Source organism: Alcanivorax sp. NBRC 101098 (assembly GCF_001010505.1).
In the GTDB taxonomy this organism is placed as follows: Bacteria; Pseudomonadota; Gammaproteobacteria; order Pseudomonadales; family Alcanivoracaceae; genus Alcanivorax; species Alcanivorax borkumensis.
This window is the reverse complement of record NZ_AP014613.1, coordinates 2,276,134-2,290,569: the sequence shown is the minus strand read 5'-3', so window position 1 is coordinate 2,290,569 and position 14,436 is coordinate 2,276,134. Positions and strand designations below refer to the sequence as shown.

The 14,436-nt window shown below is 53.7% G+C and carries 15 protein-coding genes; 10 read left to right on the top strand and 5 right to left on the bottom strand.

The features are described from left to right. Positions 1-67: 67 nt before the first annotated feature. The 4 genes from accC to dsbD form a co-directional block, all read right to left on the bottom strand. A complete protein-coding gene (accC, locus tag AS19_RS10360; protein WP_011589289.1) occupies positions 68-1,414 on the bottom strand; it encodes an acetyl-CoA carboxylase biotin carboxylase subunit in 1,347 nt (448 codons plus the stop codon). 12 nt (positions 1,415-1,426) lie between these two features. After that, positions 1,427-1,879 (bottom strand): acetyl-CoA carboxylase biotin carboxyl carrier protein, encoded by a 453-nt coding sequence (gene accB / locus AS19_RS10355; protein WP_011589288.1) that lies wholly within the window; start codon positions 1,877-1,879, stop codon positions 1,427-1,429. Positions 1,880-1,881: 2 nt separating this feature from the next. After that, the gene (aroQ, locus tag AS19_RS10350; RefSeq protein WP_041705513.1) at positions 1,882-2,322 is read right to left on the bottom strand and encodes a type II 3-dehydroquinate dehydratase; all 441 of its coding nucleotides are present in this window, start codon (positions 2,320-2,322) and stop codon (positions 1,882-1,884) included. Between the two features lie 280 nt (positions 2,323-2,602). Continuing rightward, positions 2,603-4,483 (bottom strand): protein-disulfide reductase DsbD, encoded by a 1,881-nt coding sequence (gene dsbD / locus AS19_RS10345; protein WP_046962053.1) that lies wholly within the window; start codon positions 4,481-4,483, stop codon positions 2,603-2,605. Between the two features lie 150 nt (positions 4,484-4,633). On the opposite strand from dsbD, the gene AS19_RS10340 reads away from it, so the two are divergent. The 9 genes from AS19_RS10340 to AS19_RS10300 all read left to right on the top strand — a co-directional run bounded on the left by AS19_RS10340 (position 4,634) and on the right by AS19_RS10300 (position 12,124). Then, entirely contained in the window at positions 4,634-5,077 is a 444-nt protein-coding gene (locus tag AS19_RS10340; protein WP_011589285.1) for a TlpA disulfide reductase family protein, read from the top strand. Beyond that, positions 5,074-5,304 (top strand): DUF4266 domain-containing protein, encoded by a 231-nt coding sequence (locus tag AS19_RS10335; RefSeq protein ID WP_011589284.1) that lies wholly within the window; start codon positions 5,074-5,076, stop codon positions 5,302-5,304. The genes AS19_RS10340 and AS19_RS10335 overlap by 4 nt, the downstream gene beginning before the upstream one ends. Positions 5,305-5,314: 10 nt before the next feature. After that, entirely contained in the window at positions 5,315-6,571 is a 1,257-nt protein-coding gene (locus tag AS19_RS10330) for a DUF3570 domain-containing protein (protein ID WP_052753784.1), read from the top strand. Between the two features lie 19 nt (positions 6,572-6,590). Then, complete coding sequence (locus tag AS19_RS10325) at positions 6,591-7,496, top strand: FAD:protein FMN transferase (protein ID WP_046962052.1); 906 nt, start codon at positions 6,591-6,593, stop codon at positions 7,494-7,496. Continuing rightward, the gene (locus AS19_RS10320; RefSeq protein ID WP_011589280.1) at positions 7,477-8,142 is read left to right on the top strand and encodes a response regulator transcription factor; all 666 of its coding nucleotides are present in this window, start codon (positions 7,477-7,479) and stop codon (positions 8,140-8,142) included. Before AS19_RS10325 ends, AS19_RS10320 begins: the two co-directional genes overlap by 20 nt. After that, on the top strand, positions 8,139-9,482 hold the full coding sequence (locus AS19_RS10315) for a sensor histidine kinase (RefSeq protein WP_046962051.1): 1,344 nt from the start codon (positions 8,139-8,141) through the stop codon (positions 9,480-9,482). Before AS19_RS10320 ends, AS19_RS10315 begins: the two co-directional genes overlap by 4 nt. Positions 9,483-9,507: 25 nt before the next feature. Beyond that, positions 9,508-10,515, top strand: coding sequence for a DUF2333 family protein (locus AS19_RS10310; protein ID WP_041705025.1), 1,008 nt, complete (start codon positions 9,508-9,510; stop codon positions 10,513-10,515). Positions 10,516-10,764: 249 nt separating this feature from the next. Continuing rightward, positions 10,765-11,478: a lipopolysaccharide kinase InaA family protein gene (locus AS19_RS10305; RefSeq protein ID WP_050731514.1), complete on the top strand. Its 714-nt coding sequence runs from the start codon at positions 10,765-10,767 to the stop codon at positions 11,476-11,478. Further along, the gene (locus tag AS19_RS10300; RefSeq protein ID WP_041705022.1) at positions 11,471-12,124 is read left to right on the top strand and encodes a class I SAM-dependent methyltransferase; all 654 of its coding nucleotides are present in this window, start codon (positions 11,471-11,473) and stop codon (positions 12,122-12,124) included. Before AS19_RS10305 ends, AS19_RS10300 begins: the two co-directional genes overlap by 8 nt. 99 nt (positions 12,125-12,223) lie before the next feature. Here the strand turns inward: AS19_RS10300 and AS19_RS10295 are convergent, their stop codons facing one another. Continuing rightward, positions 12,224-13,102, bottom strand: a complete 879-nt coding sequence (locus tag AS19_RS10295) for a metal-dependent hydrolase (protein WP_046962050.1) — start codon at positions 13,100-13,102, stop codon at positions 12,224-12,226. Positions 13,103-13,278: 176 nt separating this feature from the next. Between AS19_RS10295 and AS19_RS10290 the strand changes: the two genes are divergently transcribed. After that, entirely contained in the window at positions 13,279-14,271 is a 993-nt protein-coding gene (locus AS19_RS10290; protein ID WP_231860781.1) for an AraC family transcriptional regulator, read from the top strand. Positions 14,272-14,436 lie beyond the last annotated feature (165 nt).

Below are 14,436 nucleotides of genomic sequence, written 5' to 3'. Positions count from 1 at the left end.
TGGGCGCGGCCATCAGGGGGATGGTAACCGTTAACGATAATAGCGATCAATTCACTATCAACGGCTTTTAGTGTGTCCCGAGTTTCTTTTCTAGGTGGTGAATGTCCACGCCGCCTTTAATGAAAGCCTCGTCCTTGAAGATTTTGTCGCGGTGCAGGGCAATATTGGTTTTGATGCCTTCCACGACAATTTCGTCCAGCGCATTTTTCATACGGGAGAAGGCGGTCTCGCGATTTTCCCCCCAAGTGATCAGCTTGCCGATCAGGGAGTCGTAGTATGGCGGAACAGTGTAACCACTGTAGATGTGGGAATCGACTCGTACGCCATTGCCACCGGGGGCGTGGAAGTAGGTGACTTTGCCCGGGCAGGGGGTAAACCGTACCGGGTCTTCTGCGTTGACGCGAACCTCAATGGCATGGCCCTGGAATTGTACATCGGACTGCTGGATTTGCAGGCCTTCACCGCCGGCGATACGCAATTGTTCCTTGACAATATCCACCCCGGTAACCATTTCGGTGACGGGGTGTTCTACCTGTACACGGGTATTCATTTCGATGAAGTAGAAGCCTTCATTCTCGTAGAGAAATTCGAAGGTGCCCGCACCCCGGTAATTGATTTCTTTACAGGCGTTAACGCAGCGCTCGGCGACTTCTTCTTTTAGATGCTGAGGGATTCCGGGTGCCGGAGCTTCTTCCACCACCTTCTGGTGACGGCGCTGCAAGGAGCAATCACGGTCGCCTAAGTGAATTGCATGGCCGGCACCATCGGCCAGCACTTGCACTTCCACGTGGCGTGGTTGCTGCAGGAATTTCTCCATGTAGACGGTGGCGTCGCCAAAGGCATTTTTCGCTTCGGAGCGGGTCAGGGTGATGGCGTTTAGCAGCTGTTTTGCTTCATCAACCACACGCATGCCGCGCCCGCCGCCGCCTGCTGCGGCCTTGATGATCACCGGGTAGCCGATTTGTTCGGCCATGGCCAGTGAGGCTTCATCATCGTCGCCGATGGGGCCGTTGGAGCCCGGTACGGTGGGCACACCCGCTTTTTTCATGGCTTCAATGGCGGCTACCTTATTGCCCATCAGGCGAATAGTGTCTGCCTTGGGGCCGATAAAGGTGAAGCCGGAGCGTTCTACGCTTTCAGCAAAGTCTGCATTTTCCGCCAGAAAGCCATAGCCTGGGTGAATGGCGTCGGCATCGGTCACTTCGGCGGCGCTGATCAGCGCGGGAATGTTCAAGTATGAATCGGCGGATGAAGCGGGACCAATGCACACGGCTTCGTCAGCAAGACGAACATGCATTAGATCCCGGTCCGGTTTCGAGTAAACCGCTACGGTACGAATGCCTAGCTCTTTGCAGGCGCGCAGAATCCGTAGAGCAATCTCGCCGCGGTTGGCAATGACGACCTTTTCCAGCATGGGAAGCCTCCGTTAAACGATGGAGAACAGAGGCTGGTCGAATTCAACCGGCTCGCCGTCTTCAACCAAAATGGCATCCAGAGTGCCGGACTTGTCCGCCTCAATCTGGTTCATCATCTTCATGGCTTCCACGATACACAGCACATCGCCAGCTTGAACCTTTTGGCCTACTTGGGCGAAGGCCGAGGCGCCTGGCGACGGTGAACGATAGAAGGTGCCGACCATGGGCGAGCGAACCAGGTGGCCGCTTGGAGTATTATCCTGCGCGGCGGGCGCTTCGGCTGCGGGAACAGGTGCCGGAGCGGGAGCGGGAGCCTGCGGGGCCGCATAGTAATGTGCGGGTGCTGCCGGTTGACGAGAGCCGCGACTGATGCGCACGGACTCTTCCCCTTCACAAATCTCCAGCTCTTCAATGCCGGACTCTTCCAGCAGCTCAATCAGTTTCTTGATTTTGCGAATATCCATGTTCAGTCATCCAGTTGTTCGAGAGCAGCGGTTAACGCCAGCGCATAGCCAATGGCGCCGAGGCCGCAAATAACGCCCTTGGCAATATCAGAAAAAAAGGAATGGTGGCGGAAGGTTTCCCGGGCATGCACGTTGGATAGGTGCACTTCAATAAAGGGAATGTTCACCGCTAGCAGGGCGTCACGTAGCGCCACGCTGGTATGGGTGAAAGCCGCCGGGTTGATAATAATGAAGTCGACCCCCTCGGTATGGGCATCGTGAATGCATTCGACCAGCTCATATTCTGCGTTGCTTTGCAGGTGCTGCAGGTGATGGCCGGCTTTGCTGGCCTGTTCCTGCAGTTGCTGGTTGATGTCCGCCAGGGTGGTATGGCCGTACTTGTCCGGCTCGCGTGTGCCGAGCAGGTTCAGGTTTGGGCCATGTAACACCAAAATGGAAGCCAAAATGGGTCCCCTCGCGAATTTGTCGTTATTTGCAGTGATCATGCTGGAAAAACCCAGGTTAACTTGGGTTTTCTCATACAAATGCAATATTAGGGGGAATCTATGACAGAAAAAAGGGGTTTACAACATTCGTTACAAGTTGCGGGAAGATATCGGGATATCGGCACTCTTTCAGGTTATTTGCTTAGGTGGGAGGCGCAACCGCTCGCGGTAGGAGCGTGACCCGCGGGGCGTTTGCAGCGAAGGGCGCGCGCGCGCCCCTTTCTATATTGGCGCGGCATTAAAGCCTAGGCAGGACCCGCTTGTTAAGGTGTTCAATAAACCGTTGTGGCCCCATTTCGCCGAGGACTCTTGAATCAGGAATTTCAGTGCTTATGGGGGTGAAAAACACCAGTGCCGGCAACCCAAGAATGTTGTACTGCTCCATGATGGCCTGGCTGTCGGCGTTGATTTCGGTGATATCCACCCGGTAGAGGTCAAAGCCGAGCATGGCATTAAGCACATCCGGGTGACTCAATGTGGTCTCTTCCAGGACCTTGCAAGCCACGCACCACTCAGCGAAGAAATCTACCAGCACGGGCTTGTTGGCTTGACGAGACGTGGCCAGTGCCTGCTCCAGGGAGGCCTTGCCAACGATGGTCTGCCAGGGACCATGATCGCCAGGCTGGGAGGAGGGGGCGCTAACGTGGAGGGGGCCGTTGTTCGTGGCTGGGTGATTCATCTGCGCTAACGGTTGCAGAGGGTCCTTGCCGCCACTCAAGGCGCCGACAATCATCACCGCCCCGTACAGAGCCAGTACCAGAGCCAAGCCCCGCTTGAGCCGGGCAGCGCCTTCACCGGCAGGCTCCAATGCCCCCAGCTGGATGCCATACACGGTTAACAACAAGCCATAGAGGCCCAGGGTAATAGTGTCACTGATGATGCGGTCCAGCAGCCAGATGGCGACGCCTAGCATCACTACGCCGAAGAACCGTTTGATCTCTTCCATCCACATGCCAGCACGGGGAAGCAAGCTGCCGCCACCGGTGCCAAAGATAATCAATGGTAGGCCCATGCCAATCGATAGGGCGAACAGGGAAGCCGCGCCGGTGGCCGCGTCGCCACTAGCGGCAACATAGATCAACGCGCCGGCTAGGATGGGGGTAACACAAGGGGAGACGACCAAGGCCGAAATGGTGCCCATGATGGCGGCGCCGATCAGGCTGCCGCGGGCTTCTTGGCCAGGTTGATGGAGCTTGTTACGCAAGGCCGCAGGTAGCTGCAGTTCATACAGACCAAACATGGACAGGGCCAGTACGACAAATACCGCTACTGAAGTAATGATGGCCGCGGGTTGTTGCAGCATGAATTGCAGGTTCAGGCCGGCGCCAAAAAGTGCCACCAATAAGCCTGCCAAAGTGTACGGCACGGCCATACCCAACACATAGCTGACACTGAGAGTAAAGCCCCGTGTGGCGCTGGGCTCTTTCTCGCCGGCAATGATACCGGAGAGAATGGGGACCATGGGAAACACGCAGGGGGTAAAGGCCAGCAGCAGCCCGCCCACAAAGAAGAGGCCGATGATTAAACCAAGGGGTTGTTCGTTCATCCACTGGTTGAAGGCGTTGGCGTCCTCAGACCGTAGTGTATCGAGAAAACCCGGGCCGGCGGTGGAGTCAGTGGCCGCGGGTGGCACCGCGGCCATGGGCTTTTTTGCCGGTTGCGGATTGTCGAATGCAAACACTTTGCGGGTGGGCGGGTAGCAGAGAGTATCTTCAATGCAGCCTTGATAGCGTACTTCCAGTTCGGTATCCACTAGCGGCACGCTATTCAAAGGAAGCGAGAACTTCAAACGGTCGAAATAGACTTCTACATCACCGAATATCTCGTCGGTTTTGGGCTTCCCGGGGGGCAGTATCAGTTCGGCAAAGTCGTTAATCACATTGCCGTTGGTGTCACGTAGGGTGAACCCGAAACGGTGTTGATAGAGATAAACATCATCGATCAGCTCGAAATCCAGTCGCAGTTGCTGGTTGTCCCAGTCGGCATCAGGTACTAGCTGAATGGCTTCATCCACGGTGGGCAGGCGTTCTTGGTCGCCGAATAGATCCTGCGCAATGGCTGTGGACACTGTAAATAGCATTAATAGAGCAAGCCCCAGTCGTTGCCAGCTTGTATGCATTCCTTTCTCCTCAAACCCCGAACCCAAAAATGGTGGCATCGCTTGGATGCCAGGATAGCCGATAAGTTTCAGGGCAGATTATTAACAGTGCCTTAAGGTTACTTTAAGGCGCCGGTAGGAGGCTGTGGTCTCAATATCAAGGAGAAGCCTATGCGCTTTCTACGGGTGCTTGCCCTGCTGGTCATCCCCTGGCTGGCTCATGCGGAACCGTTGCCATTTTCCCCCGAGCAGGTCGGGGAAGCAAAAGTCATTTACGTAGACTTTTGGGCCAGCTGGTGCGTGCCTTGCCGGCGCTCGTTTCCTTGGCTGAATCGGATGCAGGCGAAATATGGAGATCGTGGGTTCACCATCATCGGTGTGAATTTGGACCTGCGCAAAGAGGATGCAGAGAAGTTTCTGGCCAATTACCCGGCCACTTTCCCGTTGGTGTTTGACCCACAAGGGGAGCTGGCAAGCCGCTATCAGCTTCAAGGGATGCCCAGTGCCGTGCTGATGGATGAGCGCGGGAACGCGCTAGCCCGTCATATCGGTTTTATGGAAACAAATAAGGACGCCTACGAGCAAGAAATCGTCCAGCTGCTGGAGGAGCAATGATGAAATTTGCGTTAGGAATACCCGTGTTTCTGATCACTGTGGGCTGTGTGTCCGGGTGCCAGAACCTGGGGGTGCAACCCTGGGAGCGTGATTTGTTGGCCAAACCAGTAATGACGATGGGTGCTGCGGATGGTCTCGATGATGCGCTGGATGATCACATCTATTTTAGCAAGGAAGCCTCCAGCGGTGGGCGTGGATTTGGTGGCGGTGGCTGTGGCTGTAATTGAGGAAGGCGTAATGAAAAAAAAAATGGATGGGAAGACGATTGGGAGTGGCCTGGCCGCTGCGACCTGTGCTCTGCTGGGCCAGCCGGTACAGGCACAGCCCGCAGATGATGCCTGGCAATTTGATTCCGCCGTGTTGTATTACGCGGAGCAAGATCGTGTCACGGCGGTGGAGCCAGTGGTTCGCGGCAAGAAACAGTTTGGTGATGACAGCGAGCTTGAACTGAAACTGACGCTGGATTCGTTAACTGGTGCATCCCATAACGGGGCGATCAAATCGGATAAGCCGCAGACGTTTACTTCCCCGTCTGGTTCACAGGAATATCAGGCCACCAATGAGGTGCCGTTGGATGACTCCTTCAAGGACACGCGTGTTGCCGCAAACATGCAGTATACCCGTCCATTTAGCCGGACTATGCGATGGACGGCGGGGATGAATTTCTCCAATGAATATGATTTTACTTCTTTGGGCTTAAATGCTGGACTCTTATGGGATTTGAACAATAAAAACACCACGCTCACATTCGGCCTAGCCCATGAGGCGGACACCATAGACCCGGTGGGCGGTGTACCGATTGGTTTGACGTTCCAGAGTAATCAACAAAAAAGTGACGGCACTGAAGATCGAACTATAAATGATCTGTTGTTTGGGATTACCCAGGTGATCAACCGTAACTGGCTGATGCAACTCAATTACAGCGTGTCGATATCGGACGGTTACCAGACAGACCCTTACAAGATTGTCACGGTAGTAGATGCTAATGGGGATCCGCTGGAAGCGGAAAGCTTTGGTGCAGCAGATATTGGCGTGGGTGATGCCCATATTTTCGAGTTGCGCCCCGATTCGCGCACCAAGAATGCGCTTTACTGGGAGAACCGTTATCACTTCAACCGCGATGTGTTGGCGGTGGGGTATCGTTTTATGTCTGACGACTGGGGCATTACATCACATACTCTGGATGTGAAATATCGCTTTCAGTTTGACAATGGCTGGTTTCTGCAACCCCATGTGCGTTGGTATGAGCAGGGCGAAGCTGATTTTTACCGTGAATCGGTTAGCGCTGCAGATCTGAATACGTTGGATGAAGTATCGGCGGATTACCGGCTGGGGAATCTCACTGATACCACCTATGGCGTCAAGCTTGGCAAGCAATGGAAAAACAACCAGCAATGGAGTTTCCGGGTAGAAAGTTTCCAGCAGAGCGGCGACAGTGATGCTTCGGAACTCGATGCACTGATCACGCAGGTCGGGTATACATTCTACTGGTAGTCGTTGCGGTGGAGTCTCTATGACACAGGGGAAAGCATTTACCCTGGAACAGGACGGCGCCCTTTGGCGCGGCCGTTTTTCTGCCATGGCAAGTCCTTGTGAATGTTTGGTGCGCGGAGTCAGTAAAAGCCAGGCACTGGCACTGTTTGAGTGTGTGACCGAGGAGGCCTGGCGAATCGAAAGAAAATACTCCCGTTTTCGGCAAGACAATTTGATGGCGGCCATCAATGCTGGAGATGGGCGCTGGGTGGATATTGATGATGAGAGCGCCCGGTTACTGGATTTCGCCGGTCAATGTTGGCAGCTCAGTGACGGTGCTTTTGACATCACTTCGGGCGTATTACGACGTGCCTGGCACTTTGATGGTTCTAATCGGTTACCGAAACCTGAGCAGGTTGACGCCTTATTATCATTGGTGGGTTGGAACAAGGTCGAACGGCAGCCAGGAAAAATTCGCTTACAGGCGGGGATGGAACTGGATTTAGGTGGCATTGGTAAAGAATATGCAGTGGACAGTGCCTTTCAATTGGCCGGCCAATTTACCGATGCGGATGTACTGGTGAATTTTGGGGGTGACCTAGTCGCGCGTGCTGCGCAGGCACCCTGGCAGGTGGGTATGGAGGGTACAGCCAAGCCTGTTGCCGGGCAGTTGCAGTTCACCACCGGTGCGCTGGCGACTAGCGGTGATAGCCGCCGTTTTTTACTTCGTGATGGTGTCCGTTATAGCCATGTGCTGGATCCGCGCAGTGGCTGGCCGGTATCCGGTGCGCCTCGTGCTGTTACCGTATATGGGCGCCAATGTACTCAGGCTGGTCTGTTGTCTACGCTTGCTCTGCTACAGGGAAAAGACGCTGAAACCCTGTTGCGAGGGGCAGGTGTACAATATTGGATTCAATGGGGGAATGATGCGCCTATTGCTGGTTGAGAATGATGTGCTGCTAGCAGATGGCCTGCAACGTGCGCTCCGGGCTGAAGGCTATACGGTGGATCATATCGATCGGGGTGATCTGTTGATGCCGGCTCTGGAGGGCGGAGGTTTTCAACTGGTGTTGCTGGATCTGGGACTACCCGGGCTGGATGGTATTGATGCCTTGAAAATCTTGCGGCAAAAGGACAAACAGATCCCGGTAATCATTATTAGTGCCAGAGATGCACTGGAAGACCGCATCGGGGGCTTGGATTGTGGCGCCGATGATTATCTGGTGAAACCGTTCTCCGCTGTGGAGATGATTGCGCGGATTCGTGCCCGATTACGGCGTCGTGAACCGCCTGGCTCAGAGACGCTTCATCTCGGTGAGCTGGAGATTGATCCTGTGCGTTTTATCGTCACTCGTCGCGGCGAGCTGGTAAATCTGTCGCGGCGGGAGATGAGCCTGTTGATGCAGCTGTTGCGCCATCGGGGTCGAGTTCTCACCAGAGATCAACTGGAGGGTGGGTTGTATGGCTGGAATGAGGATGTAGAAAGCAACGCACTGGAAGTCCACATACATCATTTGCGTAAAAAGTTGGGAAGCGACTTGATTCGGACTGTGCGTGGTGTCGGCTACAGCCTGCAGGGAACTATGGAATGATTTTTTCCATTCGTCGCTTTCTGGTTGTATCACTGTTGCTGGTGATCGCCGGTGGCGGGGTCTTATTGGTCTTTTTGACTTATCGCACTCTCTATCATGAGCTGGATGAACAATACGACGCAGAGCTGGTGCAAAGTGCACGTCTGCTGGCCGGTTTTTGGCGGGATGGTTATCCCCCCAATGCGTCCCTGTCAGCGCTGGACTCCGACGAGTCTCGCTACCTACGCTATTTCATCTACCAGTTATGGCAGGACGGCAAGCTGGTTACTGCTAGTGAAGGGTCACCAATCTCACCTTTGATCGCCCTCAATCCACGTCCTCATTATGCAGAAATCAACGGCTGGCATGCTTATTCGTTGCCAATGACCAATGATCGCTGGTTGATCCTGGCGGAAAGTGATTACGCCCGTCAATCCATGGTCAGAAATGTGGCAGGAGCATTGGTGGCTCCCTACCTGATCAGTGTGCCTTTTGTTGTGTTGCTAGTATGGCTGGCCATTCGTTTTGGACTCTCGCCACTCTCCGATCTTATTCGATCCGTGAGCCAACGTTCTCCGGATAATCTGACTCCGCTCTCCACCGGTAAGCAGGTGCGTGAACTGGAACCTGTGAAGGCCGCCATCAATGAGCTCTTGCTGCGACTGGAGGCGGGTATGGAGCGTGAAAAGCGTTTTACGGCAGATGCTGCGCATGAATTGCGAACATTATTGATGGTGTTGCGGCTGCATGCAGATAACGCTCGCTCACTGCCGGATCCGCAGCAGCGCGAAGAGTCCCTACAAGGGCTGCAGGAGGCAGTGGGTCGTGCCGAACGGATGCTCGAACAATTGCTGGTGCTGGCGCGTTTGGACCCTGCCATGGGGCCGCCGAAAAAGAATGCTCGTGCTGATATTCTGCCGGTGGCACGGGATACCCTGGCGTCACTGGTGCCGCTAGGCGATCGTTTTGAGCAGCATCTGGAATTGCGCCTTGATCATTCTCTATGGGTTGCTGTCCCCGAGGAAGCTCTGCATCTGGTGTTACGGAACTTGGTCGATAATGCTTGCCGCTATACCCCCCCGGGGGTTATCGGAGTGAACGCTGAGAAAAGAGAAGGTCAAATCCGTATCGAGGTCTACGATAGCGGTGAAGGGCTGAGGCTAGAGCAGTGGCAGCGCTACAGTGAACGCTTCAGCCGCGGGCATTGCGATTCAGATGGCGCGGGATTGGGTCTATCTATTGTCAATGGCATCCTCAGCCTTTATGGCGGTAGCTTGGCTTATCGCAAACGGTGTGCGAGCTCTCCTGCAGCTGCTATTGTTGTTCTCCCTGCCGCTAATGAAGAGCCTACGCTGTCGTAGTGGTGTGCCGATGTTGGGAGTGATAATGAGTAACGATAAATTTAATGAAAAACTGGGGGATGCCATGCTGGACCCCCGTAATAACCGAATATGGAAAGGGGTGCTTTGGTTGCTCGGCTTGTTGCTACTGGTGGATATTTTGCTTGGTTGGTACTGGAGCCAAGAGCCGGAGCTGAAGAAGGTAACGCCGAAAGCGGATGTGGTTCGGGGCGAAACTACCACTCGAGAGCTGATTTTCGTGGCCGATACACTCTTGACTAAGCCTGGCGGCTACCTGACCAATGACATCCTTCCGCACCGCCTGTGGCTGGATAATATGCCAGCCTGGGAATATGGCGTGCTGGTACAGGTGCGTGATTTTAGCCGCGTATTACGCCGGGATATGAGCCGTTCCCAGTCCCAGAGTCAGGAAGACAAGGACCTGGCTATTGCTGAGCCTCAATTCAATTTTGATGCGCAAAGCTGGGCCATGCCGGCCACTGAAAGTGAGTATCGCCGGGGCATCAAGGCGCTAGAGCGTTACTTGGATCGCCTCACAGATGCCAATGAAAATGACGGTAAATTCTATGCCCGGGCGGATAACCTGAATTATTGGCTGAACGAGGTGCAAAATCGGCTAGGGTCCTTGAGCTTGACGCTAAGCCAGAGTGTTGGTCGCAGCCAGCTCAATGTTGACAAGGACGGCACCATCGTAGCGGCCAAGCCTGAGAAAGACGAAGATTTTATTAAAACCCCTTGGCTAGACATTGATGATGCCTTTTACGAAGCGCGGGGTGCGACCTGGGCACTAACCCAGTTAATGCGTGGTGCGGAAGTGGATTTCGCGGATGTGCTTCGTAAGAAAAATGCGACCATCAGTTTCCGGCAAATGGTTCGTGAGCTTGAGGCTACCCAAGAAACTATATGGAGCCCTTTGATTCTTAATGGCGATGGTTTTGGCATGTTAGCTAACCATTCTCTAGTGATGGCGAACTATGTATCACGGGCCAATGCTGCCTTGATCGACCTGCGTAAGTTGTTGCAGGAAGGCTAAGAAGAATCGAGATTTAATAATGGGATAATTGAAGTGACGTGAAGATTGTTGTTGCCATTACGCAACGTAGAGGCCGCGCCCAAAGAGCTGGGCGCGGCCTCTTTTATTTCTGCCATCAGCAATGACTGATACATTGCCTATTTAAGATAAATAGAATTCGCTCCATGATTTTTTCTCCTGATTAAGCCTCTCTTAAGCTCTTACTTTTAGCCTTCCTGTTGAGCCTGTTAATTGGTCAGAGGAGGCAGTGTGACCCTTACTTTTATTGCTCCGTCATGGCACAGCGTGTTAGCTCGCAATGCCTTGACGGAATTTGATGCCATGTGGTCGTTGCCCTGTGACTGGGTGGAGGCGCCGAATTATCGTCGTGGAGGCTGGAGTGGCGTGACCCGCCATCAGCTTGATACCGGGCAGTGGGTTTATGTAAAGCGTCAACAGAATCAACGTCGCCGCCTGCCCCAACAGTTTTGGCAGAAGCGCTCTACGTATTTCCACGAATTTTTGGCGTTACAGCGCCTAAAATCTGCGGCTATTCCGGTGGTGGATTGTCTTTATTATGGCGAACGAGCTGATGCTGCAATATTGGTGACTCTAGCGCCACCGGATTATATCGATTTGGCAGTATTCGCTCGCAAGCATAACGCTACGCAACTGACTATCGTTATGATGCGCTTGTTGCGTGTGCTGCGCCGGTTGCACCGTCAGCGCTGGCAGCATGGCGCCTGTTACCCGGCTCATGTGTTGGTACATCCGGTAACGTTGAAGATCATGCTGCTAGATCTTGAGCGCTTCCGTAAGCGCTTGAGTATGGGCGCTGCTGCCCGTTCGGATTTTTCTCAATTGCTGCGTCGCAGCGATTTTCTTACCCCAGCCATTCGAGCTCATTTGCATGAGCTGTATGAGAGTGCTGGACGCCGGAATGCCCCTGTTTTTTCATTACCAAGAGACCCTCGAAATGTCTGATGATGTTGCTGTTATATCCCGTGATCGGGTCAAGATGGATGAACAAGCCGTTCTAAAATATGCCAACAGAAAACCGGGCAAGCATGCTGCTGAAATGGCTCTGGTAGAGCGTTCTATGCCGGAGCTTCCTGCCGGGGCTTGTGTGCTGGATGCTCCTTGCGGTGCGGGACGCCTTAGCCTCTGGATGGCCCAGCAGGGCTGGCAGGTGTCAGCTATAGATATGGGGGCGGCGGCCGTAGATTTTACCCGGCAATTGCTTATCGATAATGGTTTTTCAGTTGAGGTAAAAGAAGGCGATATTTTTTCCATGCCTTGGGAGCGAAGAGCATTCAAATTGGTGGTCTGTTTTCGCTTGATCCATCACTTTTCAGATGCCAGGGTTCGTGAAAAGTTATTGCGGGAACTGGCTCGGGTGAGTGACCAGCACTTATTGATTTCCTATCTGTCTCCTTGGTCGTATACAGGAGTGAAACGCTGGTTAAAATATCGTCTCACCGGCCATAGTAGCCGACAAAATCATACAACTCTCAGGGAGCTAAAATCCATGCTTGAGCCGTTGGGGTTTATTCTGGCAAAGGATGTGGCCCAACGACGCTTATTTCATGCCTTGCACATGGCGTACTTTGTTCGAGTGAATAATCGGTAAGTGGCAGATTTGACGCAAGCGTTCGGTTTTGTGCTAATCGGTATGTTGACTTTCCCATGAGGCTGCACCCAGAGGGTCGGGTACAGCCGTACTTTTCTTTTATGAAGCGATTCTGGAGCTCTCTTTTACGCCGCCTGGTTCGGGCAGGGTGGAGCGCCATTCTTCAATCAGCGCACTGTTGTCGTCATCCCAAGGGTGAAAGCCGGGCTTCAGGTAGGTAAACCAGGCAGGAATGATGCTGCTGATAACGCCTTTATAACCGAAACCTTTCCATAGCCCTTTGGCAAGAGTTAGGGGCTTACGGTGGATCTTGTCGCGTTTGAGCATTTGCCAAGTGAAATAACTAGAAAAGCCAATGAGATAGACTGTGCTGGAAAGGAACAGGCGCTGGCGCTCCAAATAATTACCATTCACCTCTTTGTAAAGGTCGAAGGCTACCGCTTTATGTTCGGTTTCCTCGATGGCATGCCAAACCCACAGGTCGCGTACCGCAGGGTCCATGCTTTCCACCAGATCTGGGCGACGTAGGATGGCGTCGGCAAGAATTGCCGTAAAGTGTTCAAGACCTGCAGTCGCTGCCAATTGCTGGCGTTTACTCATGTATTGGCGCGCGCCGGCCAATAGTTTGTTGGTAACGTTAAGAGCGTGGTTAACGATGTCGTCATACTTGCCGTTAGCAATCAGGTCATTGAAGGCCTGGTGCTCTAACGAATGCATGGCTTCCTGGCCAATAAACCCGGAAATATCCTTCTGACGATCCTTGTCTTGCACTTGGTCGCGAAGCGCACGAACTGAATCCACGAAGAAGCGCTCGCCGTCCGGGAAGGTCAACGACAGAATATTGAGCAGATGAGTTAGTACCGGATCGTTGTCGAACCAGTAATCATCGTGTTTGATTCCTTCGAAGGAAAATTCCATTCGACGTGGGGTAATGGGAATGGATGGATGTGTTTTCTTTTTTACCAGCGTCAGGTTCATTGAGATCTCCTGGTGCCAATGTCAGTGATGACATGGTCGAGTCTGGAGCCGGGTAGCAGCGTATTCGCTTTGAACAGGCTCATAATGCCAACTACTATGCGGAGTCTTGCATTCAAGGTCTTGTCGCGGAGGGCCAACAAATGGTGAGTTCGGGCCGTCCCTGGGGAGGTGCGGGGGTGCCAGGTATTTATGTGGTGCTGCTGTATGACGTACTAGAGTCCCTGAACCTGGATGCCTCGGCACTGTTGGTAGGGCTTGGGGTGAGCCGTGACGAGTTGCTGGCGGTGGACCGCCGGGTGTCTATGTCACTGGCCCAGACTGTGGCGGAACGTGGCGTTGAAATGGTGGGCGAGCGAGGCTTGGGGTTTCGTTATGCTCGGGCCATGAGTATCACTTTACATGGCCCGGTGGGGCTATTGGCCCTATCCAGCGCCAGCGCCCAGGATGCACTGGATGCAGCGTGCCGTTTTCTAGGGTTACGTGCCCCTTTCCTGGAAATCCACCGGACTCGTCAATCCGGGCAGGCTCATCTTCAATTGCGCAGCACGCGACCGCTAGGCATCGCTCACGATTTTATTATTGAGGCTATGTTGGTGGGGTTGGTCTTTATGATCGAGCAGTTGCTGGAGAGCCTGCCGCAAGGATTGGAGATTCATCGATGCGGGCCTGCGCCGGCCTGGTTAATGGCATTGCGAAAAGAGGTGGGCGTGCCAGTATGCTTTGATCAAGAGGAAAATGCGTTGGTATTTCCTCTGTCGGCGCTGGAAGCTCGCCCTCGATTGGCGGACCCTCAGGTGGCGGCCATTGCTCGGCAGCAATGCGAGATGGAGTTTCGTCAGTGGCGCACCGAAGACGAGGGTGTGATGGCGAGGCGTATTCGCTCAGCCTTGCAAGACCACCCGGCGCCTTTGCCGTCGCTACAGGGGATGGCGGAGCGGCTGGCGGTATCGGCTCGTACGTTGAAGCGTCATTTGCAGCAGGCCGGGTTGAGCTATCGTCAATTGCAGGATGAAGAGCGTTATCAGCAGGCACGCCGTTTGTTGGTTCAATCAGAAAACAGCATTAGTGAAGTGGCATACCGATTGGGATATAACGATGTGGCCAATTTCTCCAAGGCATTTAAGCGTTGGAGTGGGATGACTCCGAGCGCCTATCGAGAGAAGAGGTAGGCGTCAGCCTAAGCTGAAAAGCGAGGGACGATTAGGAAAAAGGGCGTTCCGTGTTTGCGTTTGCTCTGTGCGGGCAGAGCTTATTGCATGTTGCTGCAAGAAAGGGACATAAAAAAGGCCGCGCCCAGATAATGGGTGCGGCCTTTTTCTGCTTACCGCGAAGTT